General features: G+C 36.2%; 11 protein-coding genes. 3 read left to right on the top strand and 8 right to left on the bottom strand.

Translation table 11 applies throughout. The annotated features are described in order from the left end of the window. Positions 1-948: 948 nt before the first annotated feature. A complete protein-coding gene (gene dnaE, locus H710_RS04720; RefSeq protein ID WP_041849677.1) occupies positions 949-4,434 on the top strand; it encodes a DNA polymerase III subunit alpha in 3,486 nt (1,161 codons plus the stop codon). A gap of 59 nt (positions 4,435-4,493) precedes the next feature. On the opposite strand, the gene H710_RS04715 is transcribed toward dnaE, so the two are convergent. From H710_RS04715 to rnd, 3 genes are all read right to left on the bottom strand, one after another. Beyond that, the gene (locus H710_RS04715; RefSeq protein WP_041849676.1) at positions 4,494-5,762 is read right to left on the bottom strand and encodes an FAD-binding protein; all 1,269 of its coding nucleotides are present in this window, start codon (positions 5,760-5,762) and stop codon (positions 4,494-4,496) included. 32 nt (positions 5,763-5,794) lie between these two features. Next, complete coding sequence (locus H710_RS04710; RefSeq protein WP_041849675.1) at positions 5,795-6,043, bottom strand: zinc-finger domain-containing protein; 249 nt, start codon at positions 6,041-6,043, stop codon at positions 5,795-5,797. Between the two features lie 416 nt (positions 6,044-6,459). Then, positions 6,460-7,638, bottom strand: a complete 1,179-nt coding sequence (rnd, locus tag H710_RS04705; RefSeq protein WP_041849674.1) for a ribonuclease D — start codon at positions 7,636-7,638, stop codon at positions 6,460-6,462. A gap of 135 nt (positions 7,639-7,773) precedes the next feature. On the opposite strand from rnd, the gene aspS reads away from it, so the two are divergent. Together aspS and parC are read left to right on the top strand one after the other, a co-directional pair. Further along, a complete protein-coding gene (gene aspS, locus H710_RS04700) occupies positions 7,774-9,564 on the top strand; it encodes an aspartate--tRNA ligase (RefSeq protein WP_041849673.1) in 1,791 nt (596 codons plus the stop codon). Positions 9,565-9,737: 173 nt separating this feature from the next. Next, entirely contained in the window at positions 9,738-11,975 is a 2,238-nt protein-coding gene (parC, locus tag H710_RS04695) for a DNA topoisomerase IV subunit A (RefSeq protein ID WP_041849672.1), read from the top strand. A gap of 111 nt (positions 11,976-12,086) precedes the next feature. Here the strand turns inward: parC and H710_RS04690 are convergent, their stop codons facing one another. The 5 genes from H710_RS04690 to purQ form a co-directional block, all read right to left on the bottom strand. Further along, the gene (locus tag H710_RS04690; RefSeq protein ID WP_041849671.1) at positions 12,087-13,340 is read right to left on the bottom strand and encodes a multidrug effflux MFS transporter; all 1,254 of its coding nucleotides are present in this window, start codon (positions 13,338-13,340) and stop codon (positions 12,087-12,089) included. A 56-nt stretch (positions 13,341-13,396) separates the two neighbouring features. Beyond that, positions 13,397-13,729: a Grx4 family monothiol glutaredoxin gene (grxD, locus tag H710_RS04685; protein WP_041849670.1), complete on the bottom strand. Its 333-nt coding sequence runs from the start codon at positions 13,727-13,729 to the stop codon at positions 13,397-13,399. A gap of 98 nt (positions 13,730-13,827) precedes the next feature. Then, the gene (locus tag H710_RS04680) at positions 13,828-14,061 is read right to left on the bottom strand and encodes a BolA/IbaG family iron-sulfur metabolism protein (RefSeq protein WP_041849669.1); all 234 of its coding nucleotides are present in this window, start codon (positions 14,059-14,061) and stop codon (positions 13,828-13,830) included. Positions 14,062-14,137: 76 nt separating this feature from the next. Further along, complete coding sequence (gene purL, locus H710_RS04675; RefSeq protein WP_041849668.1) at positions 14,138-16,345, bottom strand: phosphoribosylformylglycinamidine synthase subunit PurL; 2,208 nt, start codon at positions 16,343-16,345, stop codon at positions 14,138-14,140. 217 nt (positions 16,346-16,562) lie between these two features. Next, positions 16,563-17,231 carry a phosphoribosylformylglycinamidine synthase subunit PurQ gene (gene purQ, locus H710_RS04670; protein ID WP_041849667.1) on the bottom strand — a complete coding sequence of 223 codons (669 nt, stop codon included), beginning with the start codon at positions 17,229-17,231 and terminating at the stop codon, positions 16,563-16,565. Positions 17,232-17,242: the final 11 nt, after the last annotated feature.

Here is a 17,242-nt window from a genome sequence, read left to right as displayed (position 1 = left end):
ATGAATATTCAGTAATAGGCTAAAGAAAAATAAAAACAGTTTCATTTTCATTTTTTTGTTTCCTTTAAAACATCCCTCCCACTATGATGTTGGTAGGTCTACCAGAAACTATGTTTTACATCTTCCCCTGAGGACAGGGTTTTTAATGTTTTTATTAGACAATTTTAATTGGTGATTTATATTGATTTCTTTACATAATAAACATTATTTTGAATATTATTAATTTAGAACAAGGCACAAAATGCTGATTCTATAATGACTAATATCACTACGTTAGCAATCTCATTTTCATTAAACTATAATTACATAAGGACTATCAAGTGAATCAGATGCATCAAGACCGTAGCCGATTTTATACAACCAAGACATATGCTTACTTTAATTAAAGCTGATAAGAAATATAAATTATGAGATTTGATTAGTGAAGATACCTAAAGTTGAAAATATTTATTCAAAATCAACTAAAACGTGACACTATCAAAGATTTAGAGGAAATTAAAGAGAAAATGCAGTTTTTATAGCAAGGTAGGTTGTTGTCTTTAATCTTATAAAGATTTTTCTTTTAAGCGAAGTTAGCAAAATTTAAAGATATGCAAGTCGAATAAAATTGACTTTTAATTTAAAGATTAGAGATAATAAAATAAAAACTAAGTGCCTGTAATCTTAAAAAGATAAATTATATCAAACTATTAAGTATAAAAAACAGCATGATGTTTTCAGAAAATGTAAGAGCACTAAAAAACTATCCAGAATATCAATGTGATATTTCTATGATTGTTTGTAAGGTTTATTCTTGGATGGTACCTTAATATGAATAGAACTGGAATATTTTTCAAATATGCGGTAATTTTAAAACCATAGGTTGGTATGAATAATTAAGCTCTTTCCAGTTATGGAACAGATGAGAGTTATGGTTTGGCATTTATTTGGTGATGGGAAATTGTGAGAGTGCTAAAAGAGAAGGGAATCACACTAAATAAAAAAGATACCCTTCCTCGTTTTATTCATCTGAGGGTACATTCAGCTTATTCACTTCTTGAAGGAGCTATAAAAATTCCACAGATTATTCAACACGCGGTTTCTGATAATGCACCAGCGATAGCTATTACAGATACGAATAATTTGTTTGGTGCATTGGAGTTTTCACAATATTGTCTTGCTGAGGGTATCCAACCTATTATCGGATGTCAGATTGCTATTGATTTTGGTGATAAAAATGATCATTCACGTTTAGCTAAGTATCACCATCCTGCGGATTTTCCCTCTATCGTGCTATTTGCTGCCAGCAAAATAGGTTACGCTCATTTGGTTCGTCTTGTGAGTCGTGCTTATCTTGATAAGCAAAACAGTAATTTTCCTCATATTAAAGCTAATTGGCTATTATCACAAAGTGAAGGCATTATTGCTTTGACTGGTGGTTCAGGTGGTCCCATTAATTTGGCTTTAGCAGAAGATAAAAAAGAGTGGGCCATTGAGTGCTTAATAGATTTGAAGAAGATTTTTGGTGATCGTCTTTATATTGAATTACAACGCCATGGTTCTTATGATCGAAAAGTTGAAGCTGAGCTTATTGATTTGGCTTATGTGCATCAGATTCCTCTTGTTGCAACTAATGAAGCTTTTTTTCTCAATAGAAAAGGATATGAAGCTCACGATGCACTGATGGCAGTTGCGGAAGGACAAGTTGTTTCTAATCCAAATCGCAAACGTGTGACACCGGATCATTATTTAAAGTCACAAGATGAAATGGTTGCATTATTTTCTGATCTTCCAGAAGCTTTAGACAATAGTGTTGAAATTGCATTACGTTGTCATGCTTTTACACCAATGCGAAGTCCCATTTTGCCTCGTTTTACAGAGCGATCTGTAGATTCAAATGCTGCGTTAGAAGAAGATGAAGAATTGTTAAATCAGGCAAAAGATGGTTTGAAAATACGCCTTGAAACAATTGGTTTGGCTGAAGGCTATACATTCGCAGATTATGAGCAGCGGCTTGATTATGAGATTGCAATTATTACACGTATGCAGTTTTCTGGTTATTTTCTTATTGTTTCTGACTTCATAAAATGGGCAAAATTTCATGGTATTCCTGTTGGTCCTGGTCGCGGTTCTGGTGCTGGTTCACTTGTTGCTTATGCACTCACTATTACGGATGTTGATCCGTTGCGCTTTTCTCTCTTATTTGAACGTTTTCTTAATCCAGATCGTATTTCTATGCCGGATTTTGATATCGATTTTTGCCAAGATAGACGTGAAGAGGTTATTCACTATGTTCAGCAAAAATATGGTTGCGATCAAGTAGCTCAGATCATTACATTTGGTAAATTACAGGCACGTGCAGTGTTACGTGATGTTGGTCGTGTTTTGGAAGTGCCTTATCGTCAGGTTGATTATCTTACAAAGTTAGTTCCTGCTACACCTGGAAATAATGTTGAATTGGCACAGGCAATTAAAGATGAACCCAAATTTGCAGAAGAGGCAAAAAAAGAGCCCGTTATTGGACGTATGTTGGATATAGCTTTACAGCTTGAAGGACTCTATCGTCACGCATCAACTCACGCTGCAGGGATCGTTATTGGTGATCGACCTTTATCGGAATTGGTACCAATGTATCGTGATCCACGCTCAGATATGCCAGTTACCCAATTTAACATGAAATATGTTGAACAAGCTGGGTTAGTGAAATTTGATTTTCTTGGTTTAAAAACCCTTACTGTTTTAAAAATGGCTGTCGATTTTGTTGCACGAAAGGGTATAAAAGTAGATTTGTCGTGTATTTCTCTTAATGATGAAGAAACTTATATCATGTTAGCGCGTGGTAATACAGTGGGAGTATTTCAAGTTGAAAGTCCTGGTATGCGTAAAGCGCTTATTGGGATGAAACCAGATTGTATTGAAGATATTATTGCGCTTGTAGCGCTTTATCGCCCTGGTCCGATGGAGAATATTCCAACATATAATGCACGTAAACATGGGCAAGAAAAAATCACTTCTATTCATCCTAAAATAGATCATTTAGTTAAAGAAACACAAGGTGTTATTGTTTATCAAGAACAAGTTATGCAAATTGCTCAAGAGCTTTCTGGTTATTCACTTGGGGAAGCAGATTTATTACGCCGAGCTATGGGAAAAAAGATTCATAAAGAAATGCAAAAACAGCGTACACGCTTTGTGAGTGGAGCTGTTGATCGTGGTATTGATAAGAATCAAGCTGACATGATCTTTGATCTTTTAGCAAAATTTGCCGATTATGGTTTTAATAAATCGCATGCTGCTGCTTACGCAATCGTTTCATATCAAACAGCTTATATGAAAGCACATTATCCGGTTGAGTTTTTGGCTGCCTCTATGACATATGATATGATAAATACCGATAAATTAAATGATTTTCGGCGTGAAGCATTAAGACTAGGAATTAAAGTTATTGCACCTTGTGTGCAAACATCGCATCGCATTTTTGAAATTGGAGAAAATTGCATATATTATTCTCTTTCTGCTATTAAAGGAGTAGGAGATTCAGTTGTTGATCACATTGTTGCTTGCCGTGGGAATAAACCTTTTAAGGATTTAGAAGATTTTTGTGGGCGTATTGATCCTCGTATTATTAATAAACGTGCAATGGAAAGTTTGATTTATGCTGGTGCCTTTGATTGTTTTGGTATTGCTCGTGAAGTCTTATTAGCAAGTATTGAAACGCTAAACGCGCGTGCTATTCGTATTTTTGATAACAATTCTAGTGGGCAGACTGATATATTCGGGATGATGGATGGGCCAAAAGAGCCTTTTATTTTATCACAGGCAACTCCTTGGTCTTTGGCAGAAAAACTTAATCATGAATTTCAGGTTATAGGTTTTTATTTTTCTGCTCATCCATTAGATGAATATCAAACTATTCTTGCTAAAAAACGTGTTCAGACTTGGAATAATTTTTCCACTGCGGTTAAAGGTGGAGCAACAGCTGCTCGTCTTGCTGGAACTGTTGTGACAAAACAAATTCGTAAAACAAAATCTGGTAAAAAAATAGGTATTATCCAATTTTCTGATACAAGTGGGCAGTATGAAACGGTTATGTTTTCTGAGGGGCTTATTGCCTATGAAAGGATGCTAGAACCTGGAAAATCTTTTATCATTACAGTGAGTGCAGAGAACCGTTTTGACGGAATTAGTTTACGTCTTGAGACAGCTCAAGACTTGGAAGAAGAAGCAGTACAACATCATAAAATGATGCGCCTTTTTATAAACAAGGTTGATATGCTTTCACAAATTGAACAAAATTTAAATTCCGGTGGTAATGGAGAAATAGGAATTATTTTGATTCAAGAAAATGGATCACGAGAAGTAGAGGTCGTACTTCCCAAGCGATATAAGGTGAACTTAAATGTAGCGCGTGCTATGAAAACGCTTCACGGTGTTCTTGATGTAGAGTTGAATTAACAGAAAAATGGTGCAAATGTTTTTTTATGTTTATTGATAAGAATAACCGTTAATTAAAGTTATTTGTAGTTCATATCGGATAAGTTTTTTACTGCGGGGTTGTTTGTTACGTTCATTGCGTCATGACTATAAAGCCAATCAAGACTGGACATAATATTCTCAGATGTGCGGATTTTCATGATGAAGTTACGTGCGATGGCTAAAGGCCCCGTTGCATGATACATCAGTCTATTAAAGTCTCCACGTTTTTTGACGGCTGTGATGCGTGGTTTGCGTATTGTTTCGTAGAGTGAAGTGGCTTCAATAAATGAAAGATTATTGCAAGAGAGCAATTCTGCTAATGTGGCAGCATCTTCTATTGCCATAGCAGCGCCTTGTGCTGCAAAAGGAAGAGCTGCGTGTGCACAATCTCCAACAAACACTTGATTCTTTAAGCCTAAAAAGCGATCATGTTTCATTTGAAATAGTGGCCAATAGCTCCACTCATCAATATAGTCAAAAATTTGAAGAATTTTAGGATTCCAGCTATTAAAGAGAGATTTGAGTTTATCTTTTTGTCCTTTCTGTTTCCATTCTTTTTTTAGATTTTCTCCATGAGTAATCGCTACAAAATTAAAAATTTTTGTTGATTGAATAGGATAAATAACAAGATGGTTTTTAGGTCCTATCCAGGCAGTAATTGTTTCTATATCCTGTAATAAAGAACGGAAGCTTTCGGGAAGATTTTCAGAGAGTATTGTGGCACGCCAGGCGATGAAACCACTAAAATCCGCTTCTTCATGAAAAGGTGCCAATTGTCGTAATTTTGACCAAACACCATCGCATCCAATAAGAAGTGGTGTTGAATAAAATTGGTGTTGTTGTGCTTTGGTTGATCTTTCGGTTTTTATGGTTTCTATATTAATGCCATTTGTTGCAGTTTGAGTAGCTGATATAATATTTTCACCTAGTTTATGTTTGATAAGAGAGTTTTTAATAACAGCATTATATAAAATTTTCTGTAAATCGGCTCGATGAATTGTAATATAAGGAGCCTTCCAATGTTTTATAGATAATTTGATAAGGTCAACATGCAGGTGTGTTTGTAAAGATACACCATCTTTCAATTCAAGAAAGTGAGGCTGAACACCTACTTCGATAAGTTGGTTAAGAATTCCCCAGCGAGCAAGAATACGTGTTGCATTTGAGGTAAGCTGGATACCAGAACCGTCACTATCAAGTTTGTTACGTTTTTCGATAATGGTACTTGCAATTCCTTTATGAGCAAGTGCTAAAGCAGAACTTAAACCAGCAATACCGGCTCCAACGATAACTGGTGATTGGTGCATGGACATTTCACTATTAGGAAAATAGAAATAGATTACCGCATATTATTTACATGATATGTGCACCCTGCTGGGTTGGTTTGATTATACTGTAATGAAGGATTATAGCGGTAAAGGGTTGAGCAATAAGGGCAAATCTTTTCATCAGCTGCTCCCATGTCTATAAAAATGTGAGGATGATCGAATGGCTGTGTAGCACCTACACACATAAATTCTTTTACACCAATTTCAATTATTTTATAGCCACGGTCATTTTGAAGATGAAGAATGTTGTGATCAGCCATAGTATATAAATTCCGGATGGATTGTCTAAAAAAGAACAACTTAGATCATATGTTTCATTACTCTGTAATAAAATTCATTATAATACAAGCTACTTCTAAAGACAATTTGCAAATGAAGACAGTTTTCATTGCTGTGCATAGTGTAAAGTAAAATTAATTATTGATTATCTGACATAGGTAAAAATTGAGTACCATCTTATTAATAGAGAATATAGAATATGCGTGACTAAATTAATGACCATATTTTGATGAAGTTTACCAGTTCGAAACACCCTTTAAAAAGGAATAGAATTTTTTTCGATTTAAGTGTGATGGATTTTTATTGTTTATATTGCTAGCTTTTTTAGCTAAATCAAATCCAAGTTAGAACTAGTCTATAATAGATTTACGTTTTTATGTATGTTGATCATACATTTTCACGTAAAGATTTCTTCTACAGATTCAAGATCTTTCATTATTATTTGTCCATTGTGAAAATAAAATCCTAATTTCCCCTCTAACATTTGTTCAGCTTTTTGACCAAAGATTTCATAACGCCAACCATTCATAGTAGGAATATTTTGAGTCATGGTTCTCGTGGCGATTTTTTCTAAATCATTGGAAGTTGCAATAATTGTCGGTGAAATATTATTTTTATTCGCAACGAGCTTTAATAACACTTTAAGGAGATCGATTGCAGCAGTTGTTTTATCACCGATAAGATTGTACTTAGGAAGAGCAGGTAAAGTAGAGGTGTCGATTTTTAAGCTTTCATGAATAGTTTTGATTAATGTCTGCGTCATTGATGGATGATGCCAACTCTTGTTAATATTGCGCAAACGTTTCAATGCATATTCGTCTTTCGGTTTTTGGATCGCAATTTCGATAAGGCATTCATCTTTTATGATATGGCGACGTGGAACATTATATTTCCGTGCTTCATATTCACGCCAAGCTGCTATTTTTTGTAAAATGGCAAATTCACAAGGTTTTTTAACTCTTCCTTTCACTTTCTTCCACGCTTCATCTTCTGGAATATCATAAATCGTTGGTGTTGAAAGAATTGCCATCTCATTGTCCATCCAATGAAAGCGTTTACTTTCTTCCAACTGCTTTTTCAATGAAAGATAAACGTCTCTAAGATAGGTAACATCAGCAAGTGCGTAGAGTATTTGTTTTTCAGAAAGGGGGCGACAGCTCCAATCTGTAAAGCGTGATGATTTATCAAGATGCTGTCCGGTGCAACGCTGTACAATTTGATCATAGGAGATAGAATCACCAAATCCACAAATTGCTCCTGCAATTTGGGTATCAAATAAAGGGAAGGGAATGATTCTTCCCAGATGATAAATAATTTCGATATCTTGGCGCGCAGCATGAAAAACTTTGACAATGTTTTTGTCTATCATCAAATCAAAAAATGGCTGTAGATCAATATCCGGAACCATTGGATCAATAAGCGCTGTAGCATTTGGCGATGCAAGTTGGATAAGGCATAGCTGAGGCCAAAAAGTTGTCTCACGGATAAACTCAGTATCTACTGTTACAAAATCAGAATTGCGCAAAGTGGCAATGGCGATTTCAAGATCTTTTGTCTTCGTAATAAGTTTCATCATTTTACCATAGCAAAAGAAATTAAATTTGTCTTTTATGGTTTTTTTTCTGGGGCTTTGGGGTCATATCTTGACAAATGGCATTTAAAAAGCGTTTGTAATCAATATGAAACAAATTTACAATTAAAGGCAAAAAATATGCACCGTTATCGCAGTCATAATTGCGCCGCTCTTCGTAAATGCGATGTAGGAACACAAGTTCGTCTTTCGGGATGGGTTCATCGCGTTCGTGATCATGGCGGGATTCTTTTTGTTGATCTACGTGATCATTTTGGAATCACACAAATCGTTGTTAATCCTGATTCTTCAGCTTTTCAAATCATAGAAAAGGTGCGTTCTGAATGGGTCATCTGTGTAGATGGTAAAGTATGTGCACGTTCTGATGAAGTGATTAATACGACTTTGCCAACCGGTGAAATTGAAATTTTTGCAGATGAAATTGAAATTCTTTCAAAATCTGATGAACTTCCTTTACCAGTTTTTGGTGAACCTGATTATCCAGAAGATATTCGATTGAAGTATCGTTTTCTTGATTTACGTCGCGTAACTATGCACAAAAATATAATGCGCCGTACTGAAATTATTTCTTCTATAAGACGGCATATGCAAGACAGTGGTTTTACAGAATTTACAACTCCACTTTTGACAGCTTCATCACCAGAAGGGGCACGCGATTTTTTGGTTCCAAGCCGTATTCATCAAGGAAAGTTTTATGCACTTCCTCAGGCTCCTCAACAGTATAAACAACTGTTAATGATGTCTGGTTTTGATCGCTATTTTCAAATAGCTCCATGTTTTAGAGATGAAGATCCGCGAGCCGATCGTTTACCAGGAGAGTTTTACCAATTAGATATTGAAATGAGCTTTGTTGAGCAAGAAGATGTTCTTGCAACAATGGAGCCTATTATACGTTCTGTTTTTGAGGAATTTTCAGATGGCAAGCTTGTAACACAGAGCTTTCCTCGTATTTCATATGATGAAGCAATGCGTAAATATGGCTCAGATAAGCCCGATTTGCGTAATCCAATTATCATAGAAGATGTTTCTCAGCATTTTTATGATTCTGATTTTAAGGTTTTTGCTCAAATTTTAGCGAATAATGAAAATGCACGAGTGTGGGCTATTCCTGCTAAAACAGGTGGAAATCGTGCTTTTTGTGATCGTATGAATGGGTGGGCTCAAGGTGAAGGACAGCCAGGTCTTGGGTATATTTTTTGGCGTAAAGAAGGTGAAAATTTTGAAGGCGCTGGTCCTATCGCTAAAAATATTGGTGAGCGGAGGACTGAAGCTATTCGTACACAGCTTAGGCTTGAAGAGGGAGATGCTTGTTTTTTTGTTGCTGGTGATCCGAAGAAATTTGCATCTTTTGCTGGTGCTTCACGTACACGGATAGGAGAGGAATTAGATCTTATTGATTCTAGATGTTTCTCTTTTGCGTGGATTGTTGATTTTCCATTTTTCGAATGGAATGAAGATGAAAAGAAGATTGATTTTGCGCATAATCCTTTTTCAATGCCACAGGGAGGAATGAACGCAGTTGATAGTCAAGATCTTCTTACCATCAAAGCCTTTCAGTATGATCTTGTATGTAATGGTTATGAGATCGCATCAGGGGGAATTCGTAATCATTCTCCTGAAATGATGTTGAAGGTTTTCAATCTTGTTGGGCTTTCTAAAGAAATAGTCGAAGAGCGTTTTGGTGGTTTATATCGTGCATTTCATTATGGTGCTCCACCGCATGGTGGTATGGCAGCCGGTGTTGATCGCATTGTTATGCTTTTGCAGGGAGTAAAAAATTTACGTGAAATTTCTTTATTTCCCATGAATCAACAAGCACTTGATCTTTTAATGAGTGCTCCATCTGATGTTTCTGCTACACAGTTGAATGATTTAGGGATTAGAATTTCTCCTAAAGTTAACAATGCCTAGTAAGGCCTTTTTATAACACTGATATAGATGTGATTTGGGTAAAGATTATTTAAATTTCTATTTTAGGTTTGTGTTTATAAGGTCAATTAATTTCTCTAGTTTCTTATCATCATTAATGTAAGAAACGTAAGAACTGGCAGGTTTTTTGAGGTGAAAGGCTCTATCTTAATACTATGTCTGATAAAATTGATGAGGAACATATTGAGCTGATAGAATTACGTTCTGCTTTGCAAGAACGTTACTTGGCTTATGCATTGTCTACCATTACACATCGTGCTTTACCCGATGTACGGGATGGGTTGAAGCCTGTGCATCGGCGTATTATCCATGCTATGCGCTTATTAAAACTTAACCCTACACAATCTTATGCTAAGTGTGCTCGGATTGTAGGTGATGTCATGGGGAAATTTCATCCTCATGGTGATGCCTCTATTTATGATGCATTAGTTCGTTTGGCACAGGACTTTGCTGTCCGTTATCCATTAATTGATGGACAAGGAAATTTCGGTAATATCGATGGTGATAATGCTGCGGCTATGCGTTATACAGAAGCACGCATGACCGAAGTAGCAGAATTGTTACTTGAGGGTATCAACGAAAATGCTATTGATTTTCGTTTAACTTATAATGAAGAAGATGAAGAGCCTATTGTTTTACCAGGAGCTTTTCCTAATCTTCTAGCGAATGGTTCTTCAGGGATCGCTGTTGGTATGGCAACATCTATTCCGCCGCATAATGTTGCTGAGTTATGTGATGCAGCGCTGCATTTGATTACTCATTCTGATGCGAGTAATGAGGACTTAAATCAGTTTGTACTTGGTCCTGATTTTCCAACAGGTGGCATTTTAGTTGAGCCCAAAAAAAGTATTGAGGAGGCTTACCGTACAGGACGTGGTTCATTTCGATTACGTTCACGTTGGCACCAGGAAACGGGTAACCGTAATTTTTATGTAATTGTTGTTACTGAGATACCCTATCAAATACAAAAGTCTCGCCTTATTGAAAAAACAGCGGAATTGTTACTTGCACGACGTTTACCAATGCTTGAAGATATCCAAGATGAATCGGCGGAAGATATCCGCATTGTGCTTACTCCTAAAAATCGTACAGTTGATCCTGAACTCTTAATGGAGTCACTTTTTAAGTTAACCGATTTTGAAGTAAGATTTCCTCTTAATCTTAATGTGTTAACTTTAGGCAAAACTCCTAATGTTCTCTCTTTACGAGAAAGTTTGCAGCAATGGCTTGAACATCGTCAAGAAGTTCTTATTCGTCGTTCAAACCATAGACTTTGTCAAATTAATTGTCGGTTAGAAATTCTTCATGGATATTTGGTCGCATATTTGAATCTTGATAAAGTAATTCAAATTATTCGAGAAGAAGATGAACCGAAAAAGGAATTACTTGCACATTTTCAATTAACAGAGAATCAAACTGAAGCTATTCTTAATATGCGATTGCGTTCTTTACGTAAGCTTGAAGAGTTTGAAATTCGTAAAGAATTTGAAAATCTCAAGGATGAAGAAGAGAAATTGCAGGCATTATTGAGCTCTAATGTAAAGCAATGGCAAGTGATTTCAGAAGAAATCAAAAAAGTTCGTAAAAAATTTGGTCCTGAAACTTCTTTAGGAAAAAGACGTACAACATTTGAAGATTCACCGAAGCGTGATGTTAATGATATCTATCAGGCAATGATCGAAAAGGAATCTGTAACTATTGTTATTTCTGAAAAAGGTTGGATGCGCGCTTTAAAAGGTCATTTAAATGATTACAAAACCCTTTCTTTTAAAGAAGGTGATTGCTTAAAGTTGGCATTTCCAGCATTCACTACAGATAAAATTGTGGTAGTAAGCACAAGAGGAAAGTTTTTTACTATTAGTGCAAATACTTTACCTGGAGGACGAGGGCATGGTGAGCCAATTCGTATTTTGGTAGATATGGATAATGAGCATGATATTTTGACAGCTTTTATACATAATGCACAGGGGAAATTGCTTTTAATTTCATCTTATGGAAATGGCTTCATCGTTTCTGAAACGGAAGTCATTGCTAATACTCGAAAAGGAAAGCAAATTATGAATGTAAAATTTCCTGATAAGGTGAAACTTTGCATTCCGATCAAGGGAGATCATATTGCAGTGATTGGAGAAAATCGTAAGATGCTCATTTTTCCTATTGGACAAATACCAGAAATAAGCCGTGGTAAAGGTGTTCGTTTACAGCGTTACAAAGATGGTGGTGTTGTTGATGCAAAAACCTTTAATTTGTCAGAAGGGTTAAGTTGGCAGGACACAGCTGAGCGCAGTTTTAATCGTCAAGCTGATGAGCTTATTGAATGGATGGGGACACGTGCTGGAGCAGGCCGCTTGCTTCCAAGAGGATTTCCCAAGTCTGGAAAATTTACTAACTAATTTAATATAGTCAATATACCTATTTTAGCTGATAAAAAACACAACAAAGGGATGTTTTTAAAGTAAGGTTTAGTACAATTAAAAAGCTATGAACTTTTGTTTATAGTATAGTTATATTTCCTCAGACATTTCCTTCATACAAAAACGCTCTTTCTCAGTCCATAGGATAAGAAGAATGGCACTGAGACTAAGAAAGAAAAATCCTGCCGAATTGATGATTGTTGTTTCATTAAAGCGCTGTGCAATCAAAAAACCAAGACTCGTACCAATGGATGTTTGAAAAAAACCAGTTACAGAAGATGCAGTTCCGGCAATTTTCCCCAAAGGTTCTAAAGCAAGCGCGTTGAAATTAGCTAAAATCCCACCACATGCAAACATCAGTGTACAGTATAATATCATATAAAAAGGAAAGGGGACAACACCACCTGTTAGGATTGATGCAATAAACCAAATAAATGAAATGACGCAAAACAGCACGAGCATACTATGAGCAATACGCCGCATTCCAAGGTATTGGACAAGTTGAGAATTAAAGAAAGATGATACAGCTTGAAATGCAGCACCGACAGCAAAAGCAACAGGAAACCAAAATCCTAAATTATAGATTCCTTCATATATTTGTTGTGATGTATTCACGGATATAAAGACACAGCCTAAAATAATAGAAGTAGCAAGCGTATAACACAGCGTAGTGCGATTAGTAATGACATACCGTAAGTTATTTTTTACAGAGGAATAAGAAAGAGGGCTCTGTGTATGTAGCGTTTCAGGTAAGCGCAGTTGAATCCAAATCATCATTCCAAAGCCGAATATTCCCATAAATATAAAAATAAATTTCCAGTGTCCAAATAACAAAATTATTTGTCCTATTGCGGGTCCAATCATTGCTGCAATAAGAAAAATCATCATGGTTATCGACATCACTTTTGCCATTTCTTTTCCGCTGTAAAGGTCGCGTATAATAGCAGTTGTAAGCACACGCATCATTGCTCCTCCAATACCTTGCAAAATACGCAGAATTAATAACATAGGTAAACTTGACACAAATACACAACCAATCGCTGTAAATGAATAAAAAGCAAGACCAATAAGGACGAGATTACGTCGACCGTAACGATCACTTATTGGTCCAAAGAATATTTGAGTAGCACTATAGCTAATCAGGTAACACGAAATGATATAATGCTGATCATTTTCATTCGTAGTATGTAAGCTTTGTAAAATATCTGGCATAGCCGGCAGCATAATATCAATGGCTATGGAATTGATTGCCATAAGCGCTGCAATGATAATAATAAATTCTTTATATCCAATTTTTGATTTGATCGCATCTATATGCATTTGTTCGTCGACACAATGTGACATATTTATCCTTGATAAAAATTGCGACCGACCAAAAGAGGTTAACAAAATCAGAGAGATTATGACGCACTAAAGGAAATGTTTTTTTCTTTTAGAATTTTTTGTAATTCATTGCACTGAAACATTTCTTTAACAATATCACAGCCACCAATAAATTCACCTTTAATGTAAAGCTGTGGGATTGTTGGCCAATTGGAATAATTTTTTATTTCTTGACGTAACTCACCAGAGGCTAGAACATCAATTCCTTTATAATCTAATCCCAAATAATCAAGAATCTGAACAACTTGTCCAGAAAATCCACACTGTGGAGAGCTTGGTGTTCCTTTCATGAACAAAACGACATCATTTGTTTTAATTTCATTGTCAATAAAATCGTAAGTAGTAGTCATTTTTATTTTCTTAATATTTTGATCTTTGAGAATATAAACTTGTATCAGTTATCATTCTAATCGTACTGATGGAATGAATGCAAGGAGAAAGTTTTAGGTTATGAAGGAATATGTGTTTGCAGCGCTAAAGCATGTAACATACTTCCCATGTTTCCTTTAAGAGAATCATAGACCATTTTATGTTGTTGAATTTTATTTTTGCCTCGAAAGCTCTCTGAAATAACCTCTGCAGCATAGTGTTCACCATCCCCAGCGAGATCATGAATTGTCACTTTGGCATCGGGAATTCCTTCACGAATGAGGGTTTCTATTTCATGGATACTCATTGCCATGGTTATTTTCCTCTATTTATTTATGATTTTTGTAAAAGTCGTATGCAGGAAATGGAAATTAATCATCATGTACTATTTATTCTCCCATAAATTTTGGAAACCAGCTTTCATAAGCTTGTGTAAGTTGATATATTGAAAGTGATAATGTATCTTTTATGTCAAGTGTGTCGCCTTCAACGGTGCCAAGTTTTGTTAAAGAAATCGTGTTTGTTTGTGCAAGTTCTTTAAGGCTATTAAGTGCGCTCGGTTTAACAGCCATAAGGTAGCGTCCTTGATCTTCTCCAAAAAGTTCAGCATGACACGGTGACATGTTGCTTAATTTAACTCTAATTCCTTTACTAGCTTTAATAACCATTTCTGCAAGAGCAATAGCTAATCCCCCATCAGAAATATCATGAGCAGCATGAATAAAGCCACGACTAATCACATCTCGAACAAATTGGCCATGCTTTTTTTCAAGTCGTAAATTTACATGAGGAGGAGTACCCATATCAATATTTAAAATGTCACGTGCATAGATTGATTGTCCTAAATGTGAACCGCAAGGGCCAACTAGAACAATGGTATCCCCCTCTTGCATACCGCCGACTGTTACCACCTTTAACCAGTCATCAATAATGCCAACACCAGCTATTGTGGGTGTAGGAAGAATTGATTCTCCATTAGTCTCATTGTAAAGAGAGACATTTCCTGAAACAATTGGAAAGTCGAGTTCTTTACACGCTTCTCCTATGCCTTTAATAGCAAAAACTAATTGTCCCATGATTTCAGGTTTTTCAGGATTACCAAAATTGAGATTATCTGTTGCCGCTAATGGTGTTGCACCTGTGGCGCTAATATTACGCCAGCATTCTGCAACGGCTTGTTTTCCTCCTTCATAAGGATCAGCTTCACAATAGCGAGGTGTTACATCAGAAGAAAAAGCAAGGGCACGTTTATCATTATTGTCTACGCGAATGATACCTGCATCGCCTCCTGGACGGACAAGACTATTTCCTTGGATAAGTGTATCATATTGTTCATAAACCCATCGCCGTGAGCTTTGATCAGCAGAGTTAAGCAATGTCAGGAGCGCATCACCAAAATTTTCAACTTCTTTGACTTCTTCCGCTTTAAGAATAGTTTTTGGAGAAGGCGCTATCCAAGGGCGATCATAAACTGGTGCTTCATCACCGAGCTCTTTAATTGGCAGGTTAACGACTTCTTCTCTCCGGTGCAAAACACGAAAACGCAAATCATCTGTTGTTTTGCCAATAATAGAAAAATCAAGTCCCCACTTATGAAAAATTGCAGCAGCTTGTTTTTCCATCTCTGGTTTAAGCACCATGAGCATTCGTTCTTGACTTTCAGAAAGCATAATTTCATAAGCTGTCATGTTTTCTTCACGAACAGGTACCTTATCAAGGTTAAGCTCTATTCCTAGGTTTCCCTTTGCACCCATTTCAACTGAAGAGGATGTTAATCCTGCAGCTCCCATATCTTGAATAGCAATAATAGCTTTTAGTGCCATTAATTCTAAACACGCTTCAAGAAGACATTTTTCAGTGAAGGGATCACCTACTTGAACAGTAGGGCGCTTTTCATCAATTGCATCATCAAATTCAGTAGAAGCCATTGTGGCTCCACCAACACCATCACGTCCTGTTTTAGCTCCAAGATAAACAACAGGAAGTCCTACTCCTTGTGCTTTTGAGTAAAAAATAGAATCTATTGTTGTAATACCAGCTGCAAAAGCATTAACGAGGATGTTGCCATTATAGCGTTTGTCAAAATTAATTTCTCCTCCAACAGTTGGAACACCAAAAGCATTACTATAACCACCGATTCCAGAAACAACGCCCGAAACAAGATGGCGTGTTCGAGGATGATCAGGAGATCCAAATCGTAATGCATTTATGGTCGCAATGGGGCGAGCACCCATTGTAAAAATATCTCGTAGAATGCCACCAATACCTGTTGCTGCACCCTGATAAGGCTCAATATACGAAGGGTGATTATGGCTTTCCATTTTAAAAATCACGCATTGACCCTTGCCAATGTCAACGACACCAGCATTTTCACCAGGACCTTGAATGACACATTTCCCTTTTGTTGGTAAAGTTTTGAGCCATTTTTTAGATGATTTATAGGAACAATGTTCATTCCACATTGCAGAAAAAATTCCAAGTTCAGTAAATGTTGGTTCTCTGCCGATTAATTCTAAAATGCGCTGATATTCATCGGTTTTGATACCATGATCTGCAATGAGTTCTGGTGTAATTGCACTATTATTGCGAATGCTCATGAGTATTTTATTCCGTCAAATTAATCAAAATTTTAGTATTTATTTTTCTTGTTATTAGCAGTTTATATCATCAGAGATTTCATTTAACAGATGATAAAGCCATTAACGTTCTATAATTAAAACTTTAGTTGGTTATCTTATCGGATGCAAGGATTAGAATTTATTGTTACGGTTGAAATTATTATAGAAAAAATCTACCAAGCTTCTCTTGTAATGATCAGCTTACTAATTTTAAAGCACTTTCAAAGAGTAAACGACCATCAATACAACCATGTGCAGGTTCAATGAAATTTTCAGGATGAGGCATCATACCAAGGATATTGCCAGCCTTATTAACAATACCAGCAATATTATTAATTGAGCCGTTAGGGTTTGTATTTTCTGCATAGCGGAAAACAATTTGTTTATTATCTTCCATTTTTTTTAAGGTATCACTATCAGCAAAATAATTTCCATCGTGATGAGCTACAGGGCAACGAATGATTTCTCCTTCAGAATAACCTCGAGAAAATCTTGTATCTGCGTTTGTTACTTCGAGTTTTACCTCACGACAAACAAATTTTAAAGAAGTATTGCGCATTAAAGTGCCGGGTAATAATTTAGCTTCCAGTAAAATTTGAAAACCATTGCAAATTCCTATAACCGTGACGCCTTTTTGTGCTTTTTCATGAACAGCTTGTAAAACTGGTGCACGTGCAGCAATAGCGCCACATCTTAAATAGTCACCATAGGAAAAACCCCCAGGAATAACAATCATATCTACATCTGGGATTGTTGCTTCCGTTTGCCAAATTTTCAAGGGTTCAACACCTGTTATGTGGTATAATGCAGCAATCATATCCCGATCGCGGTTTAATCCAGGTAATTGAATGATAGCAGTTTTCATTTATTAATCCG

Origin of the sequence: Bartonella bacilliformis Ver097, assembly GCF_000709795.1 — a bacterium.
Classification (GTDB): Bacteria; Pseudomonadota; Alphaproteobacteria; order Rhizobiales; family Rhizobiaceae; genus Bartonella; species Bartonella bacilliformis_A.
Note: the sequence above shows the minus strand (reverse complement) of the source record. Positions and strands in the feature narration are given on the sequence as shown.